The organism is Pirellulales bacterium, assembly GCA_036490175.1.
In the GTDB taxonomy this organism is placed as follows: Bacteria; Planctomycetota; Planctomycetia; order Pirellulales; family JACPPG01; genus JACPPG01.
The window spans coordinates 17,772-34,864 of the sequence record DASXEJ010000340.1; the positions used below are offsets into that span (position 1 = coordinate 17,772).

The 17,093-nt window shown below is 59.4% G+C and carries 11 protein-coding genes and 1 tRNA gene; 7 read left to right on the plus strand and 5 right to left on the minus strand.

Going from position 1 to position 17,093, the window contains the following annotated elements; all coding sequences use genetic code 11:
- Nucleotides 1-142: 142 nt before the first annotated feature.
- The 3 genes from VGG64_25670 to VGG64_25680 all read left to right on the plus strand — a co-directional run bounded on the left by VGG64_25670 (nt 143) and on the right by VGG64_25680 (nt 3,682).
- On the plus strand, nt 143-724 hold the full coding sequence (locus VGG64_25670; GenBank protein HEY1603019.1) for a Rieske 2Fe-2S domain-containing protein: 582 nt from the start codon (nt 143-145) through the stop codon (nt 722-724).
- Complete coding sequence (locus VGG64_25675) at nt 721-2,658, plus strand: cytochrome b N-terminal domain-containing protein (GenBank protein ID HEY1603020.1); 1,938 nt, start codon at nt 721-723, stop codon at nt 2,656-2,658. Before VGG64_25670 ends, VGG64_25675 begins: the two co-directional genes overlap by 4 nt.
- A gap of 247 nt (nt 2,659-2,905) precedes the next feature.
- On the plus strand, nt 2,906-3,682 hold the full coding sequence (locus tag VGG64_25680) for a hypothetical protein (GenBank protein HEY1603021.1): 777 nt from the start codon (nt 2,906-2,908) through the stop codon (nt 3,680-3,682).
- A 94-nt stretch (nt 3,683-3,776) separates the two neighbouring features.
- Here the strand turns inward: VGG64_25680 and VGG64_25685 are convergent, their stop codons facing one another.
- The 3 genes from VGG64_25685 to VGG64_25695 all read right to left on the minus strand — a co-directional run bounded on the left by VGG64_25685 (nt 3,777) and on the right by VGG64_25695 (nt 9,188).
- Complete coding sequence (locus VGG64_25685; GenBank protein ID HEY1603022.1) at nt 3,777-6,104, minus strand: hypothetical protein; 2,328 nt, start codon at nt 6,102-6,104, stop codon at nt 3,777-3,779.
- Nucleotides 6,105-6,591: 487 nt separating this feature from the next.
- Nucleotides 6,592-7,188 (minus strand): hypothetical protein, encoded by a 597-nt coding sequence (locus VGG64_25690; protein HEY1603023.1) that lies wholly within the window; start codon nt 7,186-7,188, stop codon nt 6,592-6,594.
- A 608-nt stretch (nt 7,189-7,796) separates the two neighbouring features.
- Nucleotides 7,797-9,188: a cellulase family glycosylhydrolase gene (locus VGG64_25695; GenBank protein HEY1603024.1), complete on the minus strand. Its 1,392-nt coding sequence runs from the start codon at nt 9,186-9,188 to the stop codon at nt 7,797-7,799.
- A gap of 719 nt (nt 9,189-9,907) precedes the next feature.
- Here VGG64_25695 and VGG64_25700 point away from each other — a divergent pair.
- The 3 genes from VGG64_25700 to VGG64_25710 all read left to right on the plus strand — a co-directional run bounded on the left by VGG64_25700 (nt 9,908) and on the right by VGG64_25710 (nt 13,542).
- On the plus strand, nt 9,908-11,836 hold the full coding sequence (locus VGG64_25700; protein HEY1603025.1) for a PAS domain-containing protein: 1,929 nt from the start codon (nt 9,908-9,910) through the stop codon (nt 11,834-11,836).
- A 279-nt stretch (nt 11,837-12,115) separates the two neighbouring features.
- Nucleotides 12,116-12,310 carry a hypothetical protein gene (locus VGG64_25705; GenBank protein ID HEY1603026.1) on the plus strand — a complete coding sequence of 65 codons (195 nt, stop codon included), beginning with the start codon at nt 12,116-12,118 and terminating at the stop codon, nt 12,308-12,310.
- A gap of 1,146 nt (nt 12,311-13,456) precedes the next feature.
- Nucleotides 13,457-13,542: transfer RNA gene (locus VGG64_25710), tRNA-Leu, on the plus strand.
- Between the two features lie 139 nt (nt 13,543-13,681).
- Here the strand turns inward: VGG64_25710 and VGG64_25715 are convergent.
- Both VGG64_25715 and VGG64_25720 read right to left on the minus strand, forming a co-directional pair.
- Complete coding sequence (locus tag VGG64_25715; GenBank protein ID HEY1603027.1) at nt 13,682-14,860, minus strand: tyrosine-type recombinase/integrase; 1,179 nt, start codon at nt 14,858-14,860, stop codon at nt 13,682-13,684.
- Between the two features lie 9 nt (nt 14,861-14,869).
- Entirely contained in the window at nt 14,870-15,337 is a 468-nt protein-coding gene (locus tag VGG64_25720) for a helix-turn-helix domain-containing protein (GenBank protein HEY1603028.1), read from the minus strand.
- Between the two features lie 372 nt (nt 15,338-15,709).
- Between VGG64_25720 and VGG64_25725 the strand changes: the two genes are divergently transcribed.
- A complete protein-coding gene (locus VGG64_25725; GenBank protein HEY1603029.1) occupies nt 15,710-17,029 on the plus strand; it encodes a hypothetical protein in 1,320 nt (439 codons plus the stop codon).
- The last annotated feature ends 64 nt before the right edge of the window (nt 17,030-17,093 follow it).

A 17,093-nucleotide genomic window follows, 5' to 3' on the forward strand; every position in this document is an offset into this window, starting at 1 on the left:
GTGTATGACGGCCCCGCCCTCACGACAAGGATGTCCGCTTCGCTGGTAATACCGTTGTTTGGCCGACCGGGTGGCCGTATCTAGCGTTGCGGCATTCGGCGCGTAATCTGCGGCACATCGACAGAGCGTTAAGGAGTCATCGATGCCTGCATCGCCATCGGTTCAACCCCCTGCATCGCCGAAGCCCGCCCTCGGCGAGCCTCGACGCGGATTCTTCGCTAAAGCCGCCGCCGTGGTGCTGGGGGGCCTCGTGGTCGTATGCCCATTTCTGGCTGGCCTGGCGGCCTTTCTCGATCCGCTAAATCGCAAAGTCGCCCGCGGTGCGTATATGCGTGTGACACCGTTCGACGCCCTGGCCGATGACGGTACTCCGCGACGGTTTCCGGTGATCGCCGCCCGGCGCGACGCCTGGAACAAGTATCCGCCCGAGCCGGTCGGCGCTGTATTCATGCGGCGCGTGAAGACCGCGGAGCGGGTGGAAGTTTTCAACGTGATTTGCCCCCATCTGGGCTGCTCGGTCAGCTTCAACGGTCCCCGCGATATTTTTCAGTGCCCTTGCCATACCAGTGCCTTCGAGCTGGATGGCGCGGTGATCTCGGGGCCCAGTCCGCGCGGGCTCGATACGCTCGAGTTCGAGATCCGCGACGCAAACGGCGTGGAAGAGGTGTGGGTCAGATTCGAGAACTTCTACACCGGCCGCGCGGATAAGGAGCCCAAGGAATGAACGCATTGCTCCGTTGGCTAGACCACCGCACCGGCATTGCCGGCCTAATGCACGCAGCACTGTACGAGCACGTCCCCGGCGGAGCGCGTTGGCGCTACGTGTGGGGAAGCACTCTGGTGTTTGCCTTCGTCAGCCAGGTGATTACGGGCGTGTTCTTGTGGATGTCGTACGCGCCTAGCAGTCAAACGGCCTGGGAAAGCGTGTATTACATCCAGCACGAGATGCAAGCCGGCTGGTTGCTGCGCGGCCTGCACCATTTCATGGCCCAGGCGATGGTCGTGCTGCTGGCGCTGCACTTGATGCAAGTTGTGATCGACGGCGCGTACCGCGCGCCGCGTGAAGTCAATTTTTGGCTCGGCCTGATACTGATGAAGATCGTGCTGGGGTTGTCTCTGACCGGCTATTTGCTTCCTTGGGACCAGAAGGGCTATTGGGCTACAATCGTGGCTACGAATCTGGCCGGCATCGTCCCTGGCGTGGGGCAGCAGTTGCAGACGCTGGTGGTGGGTGGATCGGAATACGGCCATTACACATTGACGCGATTCTTCGCACTGCATGCCGGGGTGTTGCCGGGCGCGCTGGTGGCCTTTCTGGTCGTACACGTGGCACTGTTCCGCCGGCACGGCCTGCATGCCAAGACGCCCACCAAGGGAGAGGACGGAACGTTCTGGCCGGACCAAATTCTCAAGGACGCCGTCGCTTGTCTGGCGGTGTTGGCCGTCGTGCTGTTTCTGACTATTTGGCCAGGACTGCGCAGCGAGCAAGGGTTGTTGCAGGTGTTGTCGTCGAGCCATCCTGGTGATGCGCTGGGGGCAGAGCTTGGTGCGCCGGCCGACGGCGCCACGCCCTATTCAGCCGCCCGACCCGAGTGGTATTTCCTGTTCTTGTTTCAGTTTCTCAAGCTGTTTCAGGGCTACGGCGAAACGGGTGAGTTGGTCGGCGCAATCGTCGCGCCGGGCGCCGTGATGCTGCTGTTGTTCTTGATGCCGCTGTTGGGGCATTGGAAGTTGGGGCATCGCTTCAACATTGGAATGTTGGGTTGTTTGTTCATCGGCATTGGCGTGCTGACGGCGCAGGCCGTGTGGGACGACCGACGGGCACAGTGGACTAACGATCCCGGCCCCGAAGCCGGAACGGCTCACGAGCAGTGGGAAGCGTCGCACAGTTATCTAGAGGCTGTGGAAAAGGCGGAATTCCAATCGCATCGCGCCAGGGAGCTCGCGCGGGAATTCTCGATTCCGCCGGCGGGCGCGCTTGCGCTATTAAGGCAGGATGCCAAATTGCGCGGTCCGGAGCTGTTCGAGCAAAACTGCGCGGCCTGCCATAGCCATGTCGATGCCGAGGGGCACGGGATTGCGGCCAAGGACCCGAGCGCGCCGAACCTGTACGGCTTTGCCACTGCGAGCTGGCTCGAGGGCCTGCTCGATCCCGAGAAGATTGCCACGGCGGCCTACTTCGGGAACACGTCGCACAAGGATGGCGAAATGGTTTCGTTCGTGCAAGGGGACGAGTTCAAGGCGTTGTCGGCCGATCAGAAACGCGAGATCGTGGCGGTACTCTCGGCCGAGGCGCAACTCGCATCGGCGACGGATCGGTTGCCAGACGAAGCTGCCAGGATCGCGGCCGGCGCGGCGCTAATCAAGGATCAAGCCGGCTGCACAAACTGTCATCACTTCCAGGACACGGGAAGTCTTGGCAGTGCGCCGGATCTGAGCGGCTATGGTTCGCGCGAATGGCTGTTGGGCATGATCAGCAACCCAGAACACGAACGCTTCTATGGCGACAAGAACGATCGCATGCCGGCCTTTGCCGCGGGCGAAAACATCGAACAGCACCGTTTGAATGCGCAGGAGCTGGGGCTGATCGTCGACTGGCTGCGCGGCAAGTGGTTCGAGCCTGCCTCGGAAGCGGCGCACAATCCGGCAGCCGAATAATTCGCCATCCGGGAATGCGTAGTGCCTTGCTGGACAATTGGGGCGCCTTTCGCCGTGGCGGACAGCGTTTTCGACCCAATCCGCGCAGGCGCGATGCAGGGTCCGCAGAATCGCTACAGCCTACACCGCAGGTAAAGTTCCGCGCAGGTCGTGGTCGACCCTCTTGCTAGGGGCCCATTGTCGCGACCCCAGCGCAGGGCAAAACCTGGTCATGTGGTGTAAGAGTTGCCGACAAGATGTTCCGGCCGTGAGCGGCGCCAGCGATGAAAAGCCGTGCTGCATTCGTTGCGGCGCGGTGACGATCGCCGGCGCGCGCGGCGCAACCCGGCAACCGGCCCGAGCGATGGCCGCGGCGCAAGGGATATCGGCCGCGGCACATGGCAGTGGGGGCGCGGACAAAACGGAACCGATCGGCGGCGACACCGCGACGGTTACGATTCGAGCGCCGCTGGCGGACTTCGATACCTGGGAGTTGGCAGAGCAGCTGCGGCACGTCGACCGCATTCTCTCGGGCGCCAGATTCTCGACCGCATTGCAGCATCCGGCTATCGGTGCTCAGCCGCCGGCGCCCACCAGTGCTACGCGCAAACGCCTAGCCTCATTGTCGACTTCCGACGGTCGTCCGCGCGGCAGCCGCTTGCGTTCCCGCGTCGCTTGGACGGCCGTGGCAGCCGGAGCGGCAGTGCTAGCCTGCGGCATCCTACTGCTGTGCGGCGGCGCCCTTTTGGGGCATGGCACCTGGCAAAGCATCGGCCTACCCATCACGCTGCTGGGACAGGTGGCACTGCTGTTGGGAATGATGATGCAGTTGGATTTGGTCTGGAAGGGAAAGCGCGAGACGGCCAGCAAACTGTACCGCTTTCAAAAGCGATTGGTGGATCTCGAGGCCTTGGCGGCCGAACTCGCGCCCGCCACGGACGATGACAACGACTCGGCCCGCGCGGGCGACGAGCGCGAACTGCTGGTCGAACTAAAGACGCGCCTCGACCTGCTGGCGCATCGGTTGAACTTGCCTTGCGGCTAGAGTTGCTGCCGCGATCCCGGGGCTTGCGGACCGCGTTCATTCCATACAGTTGTGCAATGAACCGTTGCGCAGAGTGAACTGTCGGGCCATCTTGTCACAGCACGGCGGCTTCCTTGTCCTTCAGCAGCAGTTCTGACAGGAACGCCAAGACGTAGCAAACCGCCGCTAGGACATAGAGCGAGCGGAAGCCCAGATACATCGAGCTGTATTCCAGCAACCCGCCGCATATGGCTCCCAACAGGTTCATGGCCATGATCCCTGCAACGTGCCCTCGATTCGCCAACAAGGTGGAAAAGAGGATGCCCGAGAAGAGCAGCGGGCATGTGAGAACGATGGCCGTCTCCAGTCGCCCGAGTGTGGTGGATTCAAAGCCTCCCAATTTCGACACGTACCAGCCGATACCCAGAGAAGCCCACAGCAGCAGATAGGGAATGAACGTGTTTTTGATGTTAAACCATTGAACTGCGCAGTTCCCCAGGAAGGCCATCAACAGGATGCCTGCGATCACGATGCCAATGATGTGCCATGTGTTCCCGAAGGTCAGGCCCATTTCGGTAATGCCCTTGGTTTCAATGAGCATGAATCCCACGCCCAAGAAGAAGAACGACAGGTGGCTGAACTTGGGCGTTTCGTTGAGAAAGTTGGCGGCCAGCAATAGCGACAGCGCGACGATCTGAAAGATCATGACCAGGTAGGACTTGGGAAATACGCGCTCGGGCATATAGAAGAACGGCCAATCGTCTGTCGACACGTCGGCGTGCAGCGCGGGGTCGGCGTATTTCTCATTCATTTCTATGAAACCGGTATCGGCGATCAGCGTGGGGGGCAGCTTCCAGTTGCTGTCGTTCGATTCCAGAAAAATTACGGCCCCGGTAAAGCCCGTGGCGATGCAAATCGGCGGTCGCCCATCAAAGGCTTGCTCCATCATCAGATAGATCTTGCGGGCCAGGCTGTCGGACAATACGACGAACGACAGCGCAATCATGCCGTCGGGCTTGAGGCGGCTGCGGGCTTCGCGCAGGCCCTCGATCGTATAGACGAACGAGTCGAGGCGGACGCTGGAGCCTTGGCTCAACAACGTGTGCGAATCGAGCAATCCATACACTATCAAATCGTACATGCGATCCGTGCGCCGTAGAAACGAGCGGGCATCGTCGTTCACCGCGGTCGTGCGCGGGTCGGTGTATGGTTTCTCCGGATGGCTCATCTTGCCCACCTGCAGAATGGCGGGGTCGATTTCAATAGCGTCGACCTTGCCGGCCCCCGCGCGCAGCGCCGCGGCGACGTCGTTGCCGGTGCCCGCTCCGACCACGGCGACGTCGGCCAGCGCCGGGCTGGCCTTGTAGGCAAAATCATAGTAGTTGCGGAAATCGACCATCTCGGCCGTCAGGCACTCGCCGGCGAGATTGTGAATATGTTGGTAGTAGTGGCCGGCCGCGCGAATTTCGGTGTAGCCGGTGTCGTTGGGATAGATTTCCAGTAGCTGATAGGGGGTGTAAACCCTGTTCCAAAGCGGATTGATCGGCCACCAAGCAAGCGCCGTAGCGCCCACGAGCGTAAAGAGCGAAGCCGTGAGCATTGTGGACGATTTGCGCACATGAAACAGGAGCAGCGCCAGAAAGCACAGCGCGAACCACACCAGGGGTGGCGTCCAGGCGAAACTTTCGCCGAGCATCAGCAACACGCCGGCCAGGCTGCCGAGCAGATTCAATCCGTACGCGCGCAGTTTCGAACGGCGTTCCATCAGACGACCGCAAAGCTGACCCACCGGCAGAAACGTCACGGCTGTCAGCAAGAAGACCACAGTCAGCAGCAGGTACAAAGCCGCGGCCTGAACCAGGTTCGTCTTTCCCAAGCCCATCGTCAGCTGCTCGGGAAAGGGAATGGAACCAAAGACCGGCACCAGGCGCGTCATCATCAAAAAGCCAAATTGCCAGGCTAACAGCGGGATCACGGTCAGCAGCGGAATACGGTCTCGTCCAGCGAGGCCGTAGCCCAATCCCAGACCAGCAAAACAGGCTAGCAAGCTGAAGTTTTTATAGAACGCCACGAACTCCAACACAGAAGACTGCCAACGAATCAGCGCCAATTCGAGTAAAAGGCTGAGCGCCGCGGTGATGAAGATGGCGACGTCGACGTAGCGGATGTCGAGCGTGTCGAGAAACCGCGCTTGCTCCGCGGCGTCATTATCCAAGAAGGCCGTCACCTTTCGAAGGAAATAGTACAGCACTACCGTGGCGACGATGGCCGCCAGCCCCAGCACGGCCGCAGCTATCAAGAAGGAGGTTGAAGAGAATGAGGCAAACCGGCCGGCTAAACCTAACCTGGCTAGCACCAGAAAGCTGCCGAAACCGATGATAATCAGCAATCGATTCAGCGATCGCAACATTCCAGATTCGCGCCCCACTTCTGACGATGACATGTGTTCGTGTCTCCGAGCCAGCTGTTAGCCGTGATTGCATCGATGCATGACGCTTTGTCGCGGCGGCTAGTATAGGCACACACTAAACGCATAGCAAAAAGGATTATTAATTTCCTGCGGTGCTGAATTGCTTAAAAGCGAGTCGCGAACGTATCAGCAGACGTCTATGGGTTGGTTGGCAAGGCGATGTAGGAGACACGACATGGACCCGCCGTGCGCGCAGCCGTGCAGCGCAACGTCTACAGAGAGGTGAGATGCCGCAGCGCCGAGCAGCGCGAAGTTGCGAACATGAGGCAGCAACCTGCCCGGCTGAATCGGCGAGCTCAGGGACGCGTCCGCCGGCAAGGGAACAGGCGCGCCCCTGACCTCGAGCCGATGTGGTGAAGGGGAGGAGCGTAGGGCATGAAGAGCGGCTCGATCACAATGGAAAGAGCCAGGCGATGGAATCCCGGCGCCTCATGTGACAGCGCAAGCGGCTCTCCACCTGCTACTGAGTCTGGAGACGCTTCGCGCGCCGTAGCGCGAGTAGACCGATCGCGGCGCCTGCGCCCGCGAGCAGCAATCCGGTCGGTTCGGGAACGACCTTTGCGTCGAACTGCTGACCGGCATCGCCGAACGGAAAGCCGATATAGAGAAACGACGTCGTGACTTTGTCGACCGGGAAGAAGGCCTGGCTTTCCAATACCGCGGGCGAGTCTGGACTGGTGAACTCGAATTTAGCGGTGCCACCCGGTGCGATCGCCGAGCCGGTCAGGTTGTAGTACTCGATGCCATAGCCATCACCGGGGATCGCCGAGTTGTGCGATATTGGCGCTATCCACCCGGTGGGCATGCTTGTGACCGTGGGGAGCGAAGGCAAGAAGTCATAATCGATGGGCGTAGCGGTCCAGCCAAACCAGAACGTACCAATGTTCGTCGTGCCGGTGTTCTGCAATGTCACGGTGTAATCGTAGGGGGCGCTCGTCGAAGTAGTCGATACGGTCGCCGAGGCTAACAACCCGGCAAACGCCGTTGACGGTGCGCAAATTAGTAGTGCAATCGCCAGAACCAACAGATAATTCCATCGAGTGTCTATTAGACGCATGGGTGCCTCACGTGAAAGGTCGAGTCTGCCAAAATCGTAGATCGTTGCGCACGCGTAGAATCGTTTGCTCACGGGGAGATGCCGGTGGTGAGATGGCGTAACGGTGTCGAACAGCCCTGCTGAAGGACGTCTTGTGGAGACGTTCAACTTGCGAAGCAATCGGCCCCGCGGGCACAACCTGAGATCGACACGATCGTTTTGAAGCTCGCCTGACCCTGGCAACGTCGTTGACGACGTTATTACCGAGGCCATTCACCGGACAGTAGCTTTTCCTTATCTCGTTTTCCGTCTAACGCCCGCGGAACTACGCACGGTATTCGGGTTTGGATTTCTCGCGCCTACGGCTGTTACGGATTCTTCAGACTGCGGGCGTTGTGGGGACTGCTCACTGTCGACCCGTCCGCGGGCACGTCGAGCGCTGTGGCGCGGCGTCGGAATGATCCCGACTACGTACGCGGCGGTTCGTACGCCGGATTCGTGAGATTCTCGAAAAAATGGCCCTTTGCCAGAAAAAGGCCGCTAGCGGATAGGTCGATGTGAGATCGACAGTCAGCCGCATGCTCACTTGCCGATGTGTCTCCGCAGTCGGCGGGATATCGCCTGCTAGCTTATCGACGTTTCCGTCTGCTTCGTCCCCACAGCAGGCAAGCCCCGATGCCAGCAAGAATGGCCGTCGAGGGTTCCGGCACGCTGGTGGCGGTGCCACCGCCGGCGTGCAGCCAATTCGCCGCGATCAGCGAAATATCCAGACCATTGACGACCCCGTCGCGGTTGACGTCACCGGCGTTCCCGCTGCCGGTTTGCAGCCAGTTGCTGGCGACCTTGCCAATATCCAGTCCGTTGACAACTCCATCCCTGTTTGCGTCGCCGGCGATCATGACCCCGGCGAGACGAGGTCCGAGCACGGACATAGCAGGCTGATCGGCCTGCTGCGGGGTTCCGAGGTTGGTTGGTTCGAGAGTGAATTGATAGTTGCCCCACCAAGGACCGGCCGCCCACCAGCTATAGCCCAGCCACGCGCTGGAATTCGCTTGCATGTAGTTGAGCATGTTGTTGATCGTCTCGTCGCCGATCTGGCCCGAGCCGGTGCCGATGGTGGAATTCGCCACGGCAAATTCGCCGAGAAACCCTTTCAGGTTGTGCGCTTCGAGCCATTGGGTGAAATCCGTCAAGCGTTCTACGCCAATATTGGGGTCGTTGTTGGCAATGGTCGACGAGTTGCCCGATCCGTCGGCATCCATATATTGATGCACCTCGATCGCAAAGTTGTGGCCTGGATCGACGATGTTCAGCATGGCTGTCGCGTTGGGCGTGCCGTACCAGTTGTCGCTCCAGCTCGAGGCGCCTGTCCAGGCGTTGCCAGGGACGAGCACCAGGTTGGTCGCCCCGGCCGCACGGATGGCCGCGATGCCTGCATTGGCCGCCGAGACCCATTGTTCGGTCGGCATCGTGTTGGGCTCGTTCATCAAGCCAAAAAAGACGTGGCTGTTTCCCTTGTAGTCCGTAGCCAGACGCGACCAGAGGTCGGCAAAGGCCGAATCAGGCACGCTCGCGCTGCCGATCAGCCCCTGCGTCGAGCTTTCGAAGTTATTGGGGTCGGGATAGTACCGTGCGAAATTGTGCGGGTCGAGAATTACGTTGGCACCCTTCGACGTGGCGTATTGCACCAGGCTATTGAGCCGGTTGAATTCAGTGGTGTTCAGCGGCGCGTCCAATGTGGGCTGCAGCCGCTCCCAGCGAAACGGTATTCGGAACGTGTTCATCCCCTTGCTGATGAAATAATCAATTTCGGCATCGGTGGGATACGTGTAGTCGGTGTTGTAGGTGCCCAGATTGCCCGGCGTCGGGGTATTGCCGAACTCGGCCCCCGAAAGATCGACCCCGGTGTACTCCAATTGAGCGAGGCAGGTCGCCGACTGCCACGAGAAACTGCCCCCAACGACCAAGAGCGCGAGCGAGCGCAAGAATCGCGCGGATCTGCCACGGTTGCCAGTTGTCATATTCAATTGCCTGATTCTGTGGGGATGTGCCCCCCCTCAACTGCATCGGACGAGCCTGGGCTGTCCTTCGAGCCCGCGGGCTGAGCCGCAAGCCTGTCCCTATGCTTCTGCGAACCGCCGTTGCTGCAATGTCCAACTGGCAATGGACACCGCCGGCGGTTGTGCTCGGGACCAGCCTGCGGGGCCATCCTACCTTCGGGCCGCGCCGCTGTCGCGGAAATTGTAAACGAGCATGTCCGGCTAACTGCAAGGACGGCAAGTCAGCGGCGCAACGTCGTTCGACGCGCACTGAACCGGCAATCGCAAGGGCCTTCGATCAGCGCCCGAAGTACGGTTTCAATGACCGGCCACGCTATCAACTGCCCGCGTGACGGGGCCGCGGCGCATAAAAATAGCCACTGGCGGCAGAGGGCTTGCGCGGTCCTCTTCCGCCAGCGGCTCAGACCGGTGCAACAAGCGCCGGTACGAACGGTAGGATAAATTGATAACGTTTTATTTCAAGACAAGGATGTGTGAGAATTGTGCGAGCATTTCGTGAGCTTGCATGCCCTGCAAGGGTTCTCTCGGCGCCCCCTCCCCTGCTTCGTGCTTCGACCCCTCGGCGAGATGTTCGTGGGCGATCGGCCCGGCGTTCGCCACCGGCAACTTGTCTCGACGAAATCGTTGCGACGCTGCTATGATTTCCACTTTGTAGAACCCCCGCGTGGGAGGGGCCTGCATTGCTTGATCAGCCGCCGACGGAATTAGATGCTGCGCTCGAAGGAAGCGCGATGGGGGAATTGCCAAATTCGCAATTGCTCTGGCAATCGATTGTGGCGCATTCTCCCGACACGATCATGCTAACCGATGCGACGGGATGCATTCTCTACATCAATCGCGTGCTCCCGTCGCTCAAGATCCATGACGTGGTTGGTCATAGCGCCTTCGAGTTTTTGTCCGTTGCAAATCACGATCGTTTTCATCAGGCATTGCGAAACGCCTGCGGCCTGGGCCAGGTCGACCAATTCGAGCATCGAGCGATCGACGGCAGTTGGTGGATCGCTCGGCTGGCACCATTGCCAGACCAGCCCGTGCCGACGGTACTGATCGTTTCCACGGACATCACACGCTGGAAACGTGCCGACGAGATGCTGCGCGAGGGGGCCGAGCGATTTCGTCTGGCGACGGAATGCTATCCTGGCCCTGTGATGATCTACGACGCTCAAGGGCGCGTCCAATTCGCCAACACGCGCGCCGAGCAGATGATCCGCCGCACGCGAGACGAGATCGTCGGCAAACGCGATGAGGAGATCCTTCCTCGCCAATTCACAGACAGTTATCGTCCCTATCTGCTACGCGCGATCGAGACGGGCGACAGTCAGACTGTCGAAGTCGCGGCACCGCGACGCAAGGGAGGGGTACACCTGGTCATTAACTTCGTGCCGCTCGCGAACCTGCACGGACAAGTGCAAGAAGTTCTGGCCGTCGGCCACGACATAACTCGTCAGAAGGAGGTCGAACGAGAGTTGCGTTGCCGCGAGCGGGAGTTTCGCTCATTGGCCGACAGCATGCCGGACGTCGTCGCACGATTCGACCGCGAGCTGCGACACTTGTTCGTCAATCGCCAGGTCGAGCCGCGGACAGGCTTCACGCCTCAATCGTTTTTGGGCAAATCCAATCGCGAACTGCCGATGCCGCCCGATTTGGTCGCGAAGTGGGACGAGAGCATGCGGCAGGTGCTCGACTCGGGTCGGCCGGCGCAGATCGGCTTTCAATTCGCCGTGCCACGCCAGGTGCGTCACTTCGAGTCGCGCATCATTCCGGAGCGGAACGATTCCGGCAGCGTGGAAACAATCCTCGTCATCACGCGCGATGTTACGGATCGCTGCCTTGCTGAACAAGAGTTGCAACGGTATCGCGAGCATCTAGAGCAACTGGTGCAATCACGAACGCGGGCGCTCGAAGCATCACAAGACATGTTGCGGGCGGCCGAACGGCTGGCCTCGCTGGGCACGTTGGCGGCCGGAATTGCCCATGAGATCAATAATCCGGTCGGCACCATTTTGCTGGCGGCCGAGATGGCGCGCGTGGCCCAGGCTGATGGCGACGACGCGGTCGTGGCACGCTGCCTGGACGGAATTGCAGGCGATGCACAGCGATGCGCCCGGATCGTCAAGAACGTGCTCGGGTTCGCCCGTCAATCACCTACCGAAAAGCACTTGCAGTCCCTCAACGAAGTAGTCGAGCGGGCTGCCGAACGGATGCGAGGATATCTGACTTCGCACGACGTCACTCTGCATGTCGCTCTGGATCCCGCGGTCGGCGATCTGCCGATGAACGCCACGGCCATCGACCAAGTGATGGGTAATCTATTACAAAACGCGGCCGAGTCGCGCACCGAACCGATGAATATCACGGTCACGACAGGCGTGCAGGACGACCACTATACGGTCGCCGTGGCAGACGACGGACCCGGCATTCCCGCTGATGTGCAGGCCCACGTCTTCGATCCTTTTTACACGACGCGACGCGCCGGCGGTGGCACAGGGCTAGGGCTGAGCATCGTGCATGGCAACATCAAGGATCATCAAGGGCGCGTGCGCGTCGACAGCGCGCCAGGGGTTGGCACGATATTCCGCATCGAATTGCCCCGCCACGATGCTAAATAGCGCTTGCGGAAACGACGTCCGCCTACTGACGCCCAAATGATCACGCCGCAGCGACGCAGCAGCCTGGCGATGAATAGCCCAAGTTCACTGATCTGGCTCTCGCGCCGAAGTGAGTGCTTCTCCCTGCATATTTGCCATGTTGACAAGTCGTGGCACTCGGGGCCGACGGCGCGCGGGACCTGCCCCGACTCGGGCACCGGGCTGTTAGCAAGGCGTCGGACCTGCTCTACTTAGGTTCTGAAACGGGGCCTGTCTCGGACACGCAAAGGATTTCGACGGATGCCGTTCTGCAAGTGCCCCAAGTGCAAGGCCGTTTTCACGCTGCAAGTCGCCGATGAAAAAGCATGGCGCGCCGAAAAGTGGCCTACCTTCGCCGCGAGCGAAGTCGTACCCGAGACATGTCCGCGCTGCGCTGAAAAGGCACTTGATCGCATGACAGAGACCGGGGGCGGTCCGCCCTTGTCGCTGGGCTAACGCCTGGTAACGGCGTCGATACCGATCGCAGCCTGACAGCGGTTCGCCTTTATTGCATTGCGCCCGACGCGCCTGCTGGTACCTTGCGCTGGCCGTGGCACCAGGTAGTTGGTCCTCATGCCCCGTGCGCCGAACAAAACGACGGACGACCTGGACCAGACTGCCAAGAAGTCGAGAGCATCTCTCTCTCGATCACATTGGCACCTGCCATCGACCGCGCCAGGGCGCGATTTTCATGCGCGGCAATAAAGCCGCAATAAGACTGGAAAGAGCAAAAACGGTCAGGCAAAAAGACCTGAGGAATCTCCCTCCGCTGGCTCGCTGAGAGACAGCATGATCCCCGTCCAACCGCCAATGGGATGCGCGCCTCGCGGGGAAATGGCGCGACGGGCCGACGAGCGGCGACTCTCCTACCGCGCATCACGTTGCGAGAATTCCGAACGGTGGCGCAAAAAAAGGAGCCGCCAAACGTCGGTATCCGTCTGACGGCTTCAGCTGAGTGAGAGATTAGGTCGTCTCAGCCGATGTGTTACTATTGCAAGTCTCATGCCCGCGCCGGGGAACAGAAACAATTCCAGAGGGAAGAAGTCCAAAAAACGGGGTGCCAGGCAGGCTTGATTGCCCAGCGACCCCGCATGTCGTCCACACCGACGACAATTTCAAACAATCAGCCAGCGTCCCTGCCGGCTGTTATTCTTGTTAGGCGCCAAATACCGATTCCGAATTCTTAAAACGTCGGCTGGCACAACGGTCGAACGATGATCGCGCGGCGGGCTACGGCGAGTCGAATCGAAAGGTCGCAGCTACCGCTTCATTTAACATTTATGAATGCAAACCGTGCGCCGGAATCCGCCGACCACCATCGATCGCGACGGGACCATTGCCGTGTACCCGAGTGACGAACCGAGCAGACGCCCGCCGATGGGCGGCCGAGCAGGCCGATACTTATTGCTTGCAGCGACGGGCAAACCCGATATGACCAGGGACAGCAATGCCGCACAGCATAAGCACCAAACATTTGAAGCGCCGTCGCCGAGTACCGGTCTACGGATCGAGCGTTGCTCGGCAGACTCAGCCTTAGTCCTATAAGCTGAGTCGCTTGACGAAGTATCGAAATCGTCGCAAACTCGTACAGCGAAAGCCCACGGCCGAGTGGCGGAATAGGCAGACGCACGGGACTTAAAATCCCGTATCGGGTAACCGGTGTGCGGGTTCGATCCCCGCCTCGGCCATCTTCATTTTACCCAGGGGAATCGCGATTAACAGCGGTTTTCCTGGGTTTTTTTGTACTGATGCCGCCAGGCCGTTCCGATTGTGCGGGGTGGCAGCAGGTGGCAGCAGATGGCCCAGAAAGCCTCCGCCTTGGACCAGCTATGGACCAGCTTTTCGCAGCCTCTGAAGACGTGGAAGCGCCGGCAGATGGTCCAGGGCCTGGGCCGTCTCCTTGGCCCCCAACTTCGTGTACAGGTCCATCGTGAGGACGATCGTCGAGTGGCGGGCCAAGGTTTGGACGATCTTGGGGTGGACTCCAGAACGCACGAGATTGGTCACGTAGGTGGCACGGAGGGCGTGGAAGTCCATAACCCCGTCCGCAGTCTCAAGAGGGATCTTTGCCGCGGCCAGATCGCCCCGCAGCATTTCCGCGGCCCGGCGGTTCCATCGTCCCGGCCAAATCGGATTCCCTGCTTCCTTGGTTTTTAGCCAGGGGCCAAGTAGTTTCGCCAAGTTCATCGGCAGCGGCTGTACCACGTTCTCCTTGTTCTTCGTGGTAGACGCGCGTGCCACGATGCCGGGAGGGTCCGTTTCCAGCTTGAACGATTTCGGGTTGAGGCTGGCGAGTTCCGATGCACGAAGGCCCGAGTAGGCGGCAATGATGTACAACCATGCTCGGTCAGCGCCAGGCAGATTTTGGCTGCTCGGCCCGCGGTCCGCGGCCTTGATCAACGACGCGAACTCCTTCTCCGAAAGAACCCGCCGCCTGCGAGGTTCATCAAGCTCGGTGTTCGCTTTTGCGATCAGGCCAATCGGGCTTTGGGGCATGCGACCTTGTTTTGCAGCCCATCGGCAAAAACCGCCCAATGCGGTTAAGTAGTAGTTGCTTGTCCGATTGCTGATCTTTGACTCGCCGTCGGTTTCCCTGCGGAGTTTCAGGTACGTATTGACGCGATCGGTCGCGTTGTAGGCGACGAGATCATCGAGCTTAGTGAAGCGGCACCACGTGAAAACCGCCTCAATTCGGGCAATCGTTCTGTCAACGTGATCGGCGCAGTCCTGTTTGGACTCCAGGAACCGTCTGTAGGCGGACAAATGCTCGGTCAATGGCACGCGCTTCGGCGCTTCGTAGGGATCGACCTTACCTCGACGCCGACAATCTACGTCGTGCTCGACCGACGCGGCCTTCCTCTTGGTCAGCTCCTTGTCGGTGTAACCGGGCGTCGTTTTCCAGTGGCCAAACTCGTCGCGGTACTTGATCGAATACTTCTGAGCAAAACGCTTGACGCGCTTGCCCTTGATCGTCTTGTAGTAGCTCTTTTTGAAGACGCTTGCCATTCTTCGACCCTAACTAACTCCAACGATCGCTTCAATGTCCTCCCGCCGCCAGCGAACTGAACGACCGACCTGGACTGGCTCAGGAAGTGTGCCGTCGAGTACCCTGCGGCGAACCGTTCGTATGTGGATCCCGAGGCAAGCGGCTACCTCTTCCCGAGTCATCATGCTGGCGGCTGGCGGGTTCGCTGACCGGCCGTCGTTCCGTTCGTGTTCACGACACTCTTTCAAGCAGGTGGACAGGAAGGTCAGCACCTCCTGACGCTCACAGTAGCAGCCAAACTCCAGGCTCCGGGCGTGTTGCTGCACTAGTCCAACATGCAGGGCCGCCATACCAATTTCGCGAGCGATCTCGGCGCAACGACGAAGATAGGCTTCACCGTCCACGACGGGTAATACATCAATGCGGTTGATCTCCTCGATGGCGGATTCGAGGAGTCCTCGGTACTCAGCAAATGTTTGCGGTCGATCGTTTGACATGAGAAATACGCCTGCTTGGTGCATACAAGTCTAGCTTGCAAGCTTGCAGGACAAGGCGCTACGACAACCTGCCGATACTCGTGGTTCCTGATGGTTGTGAGTTTTGCAACGGGGCAGGCGTATTGCAAGAAGGGGAAACCGACAAGCTAATCGTATCATTTCGGGATTAATCGTGACATTTCCGCAGTGACGAGGAAATTTCACCACCCCTCTTGGAGCGTCGATACTGATTCCCGTCGGTGCAATTACAGATTATCATCTGACACGCAGCGGTTGGACTGGGAATTCGAGATCGCTCTTCTTATCCCACCTATGAGTCTGCAGAATAAGCAGGATAGCGCGATCGTCGCACGCAGAAACGGAGGTGCAACCATGGCAGCACATCTTTCATTGAGATTACCTTGGCATGACCGGGGGTGGGACGGAAACGTCTGTGACAACCCGGTGGCCAACGTGTATTGCTCAGGCGAGTACGGCCTTAAGGCTCATGGGATTCGTGAAAATAAGGTGGATTCAGAAGAAGATGCGATCAAAGGCCAACCAGTCGAGGCACTGCGCGAGAAGGCCTATCATCCTCCCTGTCTGCGAACGATCCAAACTTTCGGCGGGAGGAAGACCCTGAAGTTTCTGCACGAGCCAAAGGAGTTTTTGCACACTGATAGGGTTCAGATAACACCAGTCAAGGACGAAATCCCACGCTGCTGTTCGGGGACATGGCCTTATGACGGGGTGTTCCGGCGCGCAAAAGATGCACCGGACGAGACTCCGGATGAATTTCTTGAGCGTTATGATCCGCAGGAGGCAGTCAAGAACATCAAGGAGATCTTCGCGGCGTTGAAGGTCGGTAAATCACTGGCGTTTTACTACCTGAATTACGATAATCCGCTCAACTCTGAGCGTCGAAAATACGTACTCGTTGGGGCAGCGGAGATCGATGCCGTTTCATCTCAGCTTGAATGGGACGAGATTGATGCTGAAAGAGACCGGATCTATGGCCGGATGGTTTGGAACCGGTTCATATCGAATGGGTACGGTGATGGTCGCGGCGCGCGTATCCCGTACGATCTTTATCTAAGGCACGGCTTTGATCCTGCTGAAGTGTTGATCGAAATCCCCGATGAGATGTCGCAGCATTTCAAGTACGTCTGCCGAAGTTTTACGGACGACGAAGCGGCCATGTTGCTGCGGGAGCTCTGGGCAGCGCTGGAGCGTGGAAGAGATGGGGCGACGGTCCCGTGGGAGTGGAACCGACAGATCGAATGGATAAATACCGCGATCGATCGCGTTCTAAAGGACCGCGGCGCATTTCCGGGGTTAGGGGCAGTTCTTGAAGCCTTGAGCTTTAAGAATGCGATTCTGTACGTAGACCAGCAGATCGTCTCAAAGGGCGTGAAGGACGCCCGATCGCATGTGCTGGAGCGTTTGGCAGACCCGGCAAAGGCCGAGACACCAGGCGCACAAAAGAGCTACCAAGCTGCGGCCAACATGCTCCGCATTCTACCCCGGGCAGTTCACGAGCTGCTTTTCGATCGGCTCTGTCTTTTCGAACTTTCGCCGGATCAAGTCCGGTTGATTGCAGGCAACGGTTTGTCGAATGACGACGACCGGCGGGCCACGAGATATTGCAATAAGTTGTGGATAGGAAGTTTTCAGGCGGCATTTACTTGGGGTTTGATTCCATCGATGAATTGAACTCCGGCGATCACGTCGGGTAGCAGTTGTGAGCCGTTCAGCAGCCGCCATCTTTTGGATGCGG

Excerpts from the sequence above, each read along its gene's own strand:
- VGG64_25670 (HEY1603019.1), top strand. The coding sequence starts at position 143 with ATGCCTGCATCGCCATCGGTTCAACCCCCTGCATCGCCGAAGCCCGCC.
- VGG64_25675 (HEY1603020.1), top strand. The coding sequence starts at position 721 with ATGAACGCATTGCTCCGTTGGCTAGACCACCGCACCGGCATTGCCGGC.
- VGG64_25685 (HEY1603022.1), bottom strand. The coding sequence starts at position 6,104 with ATGTCATCGTCAGAAGTGGGGCGCGAATCTGGAATGTTGCGATCGCTG.
- VGG64_25690 (HEY1603023.1), bottom strand. The coding sequence starts at position 7,188 with ATGCGTCTAATAGACACTCGATGGAATTATCTGTTGGTTCTGGCGATT.
- VGG64_25695 (HEY1603024.1), bottom strand. The coding sequence starts at position 9,188 with ATGACAACTGGCAACCGTGGCAGATCCGCGCGATTCTTGCGCTCGCTC.
- VGG64_25705 (HEY1603026.1), top strand. The coding sequence starts at position 12,116 with ATGCCGTTCTGCAAGTGCCCCAAGTGCAAGGCCGTTTTCACGCTGCAA.
- VGG64_25715 (HEY1603027.1), bottom strand. The coding sequence starts at position 14,860 with ATGGCAAGCGTCTTCAAAAAGAGCTACTACAAGACGATCAAGGGCAAG.
- VGG64_25720 (HEY1603028.1), bottom strand. The coding sequence starts at position 15,337 with ATGTCAAACGATCGACCGCAAACATTTGCTGAGTACCGAGGACTCCTC.
- VGG64_25725 (HEY1603029.1), top strand. The coding sequence starts at position 15,710 with ATGGCAGCACATCTTTCATTGAGATTACCTTGGCATGACCGGGGGTGG.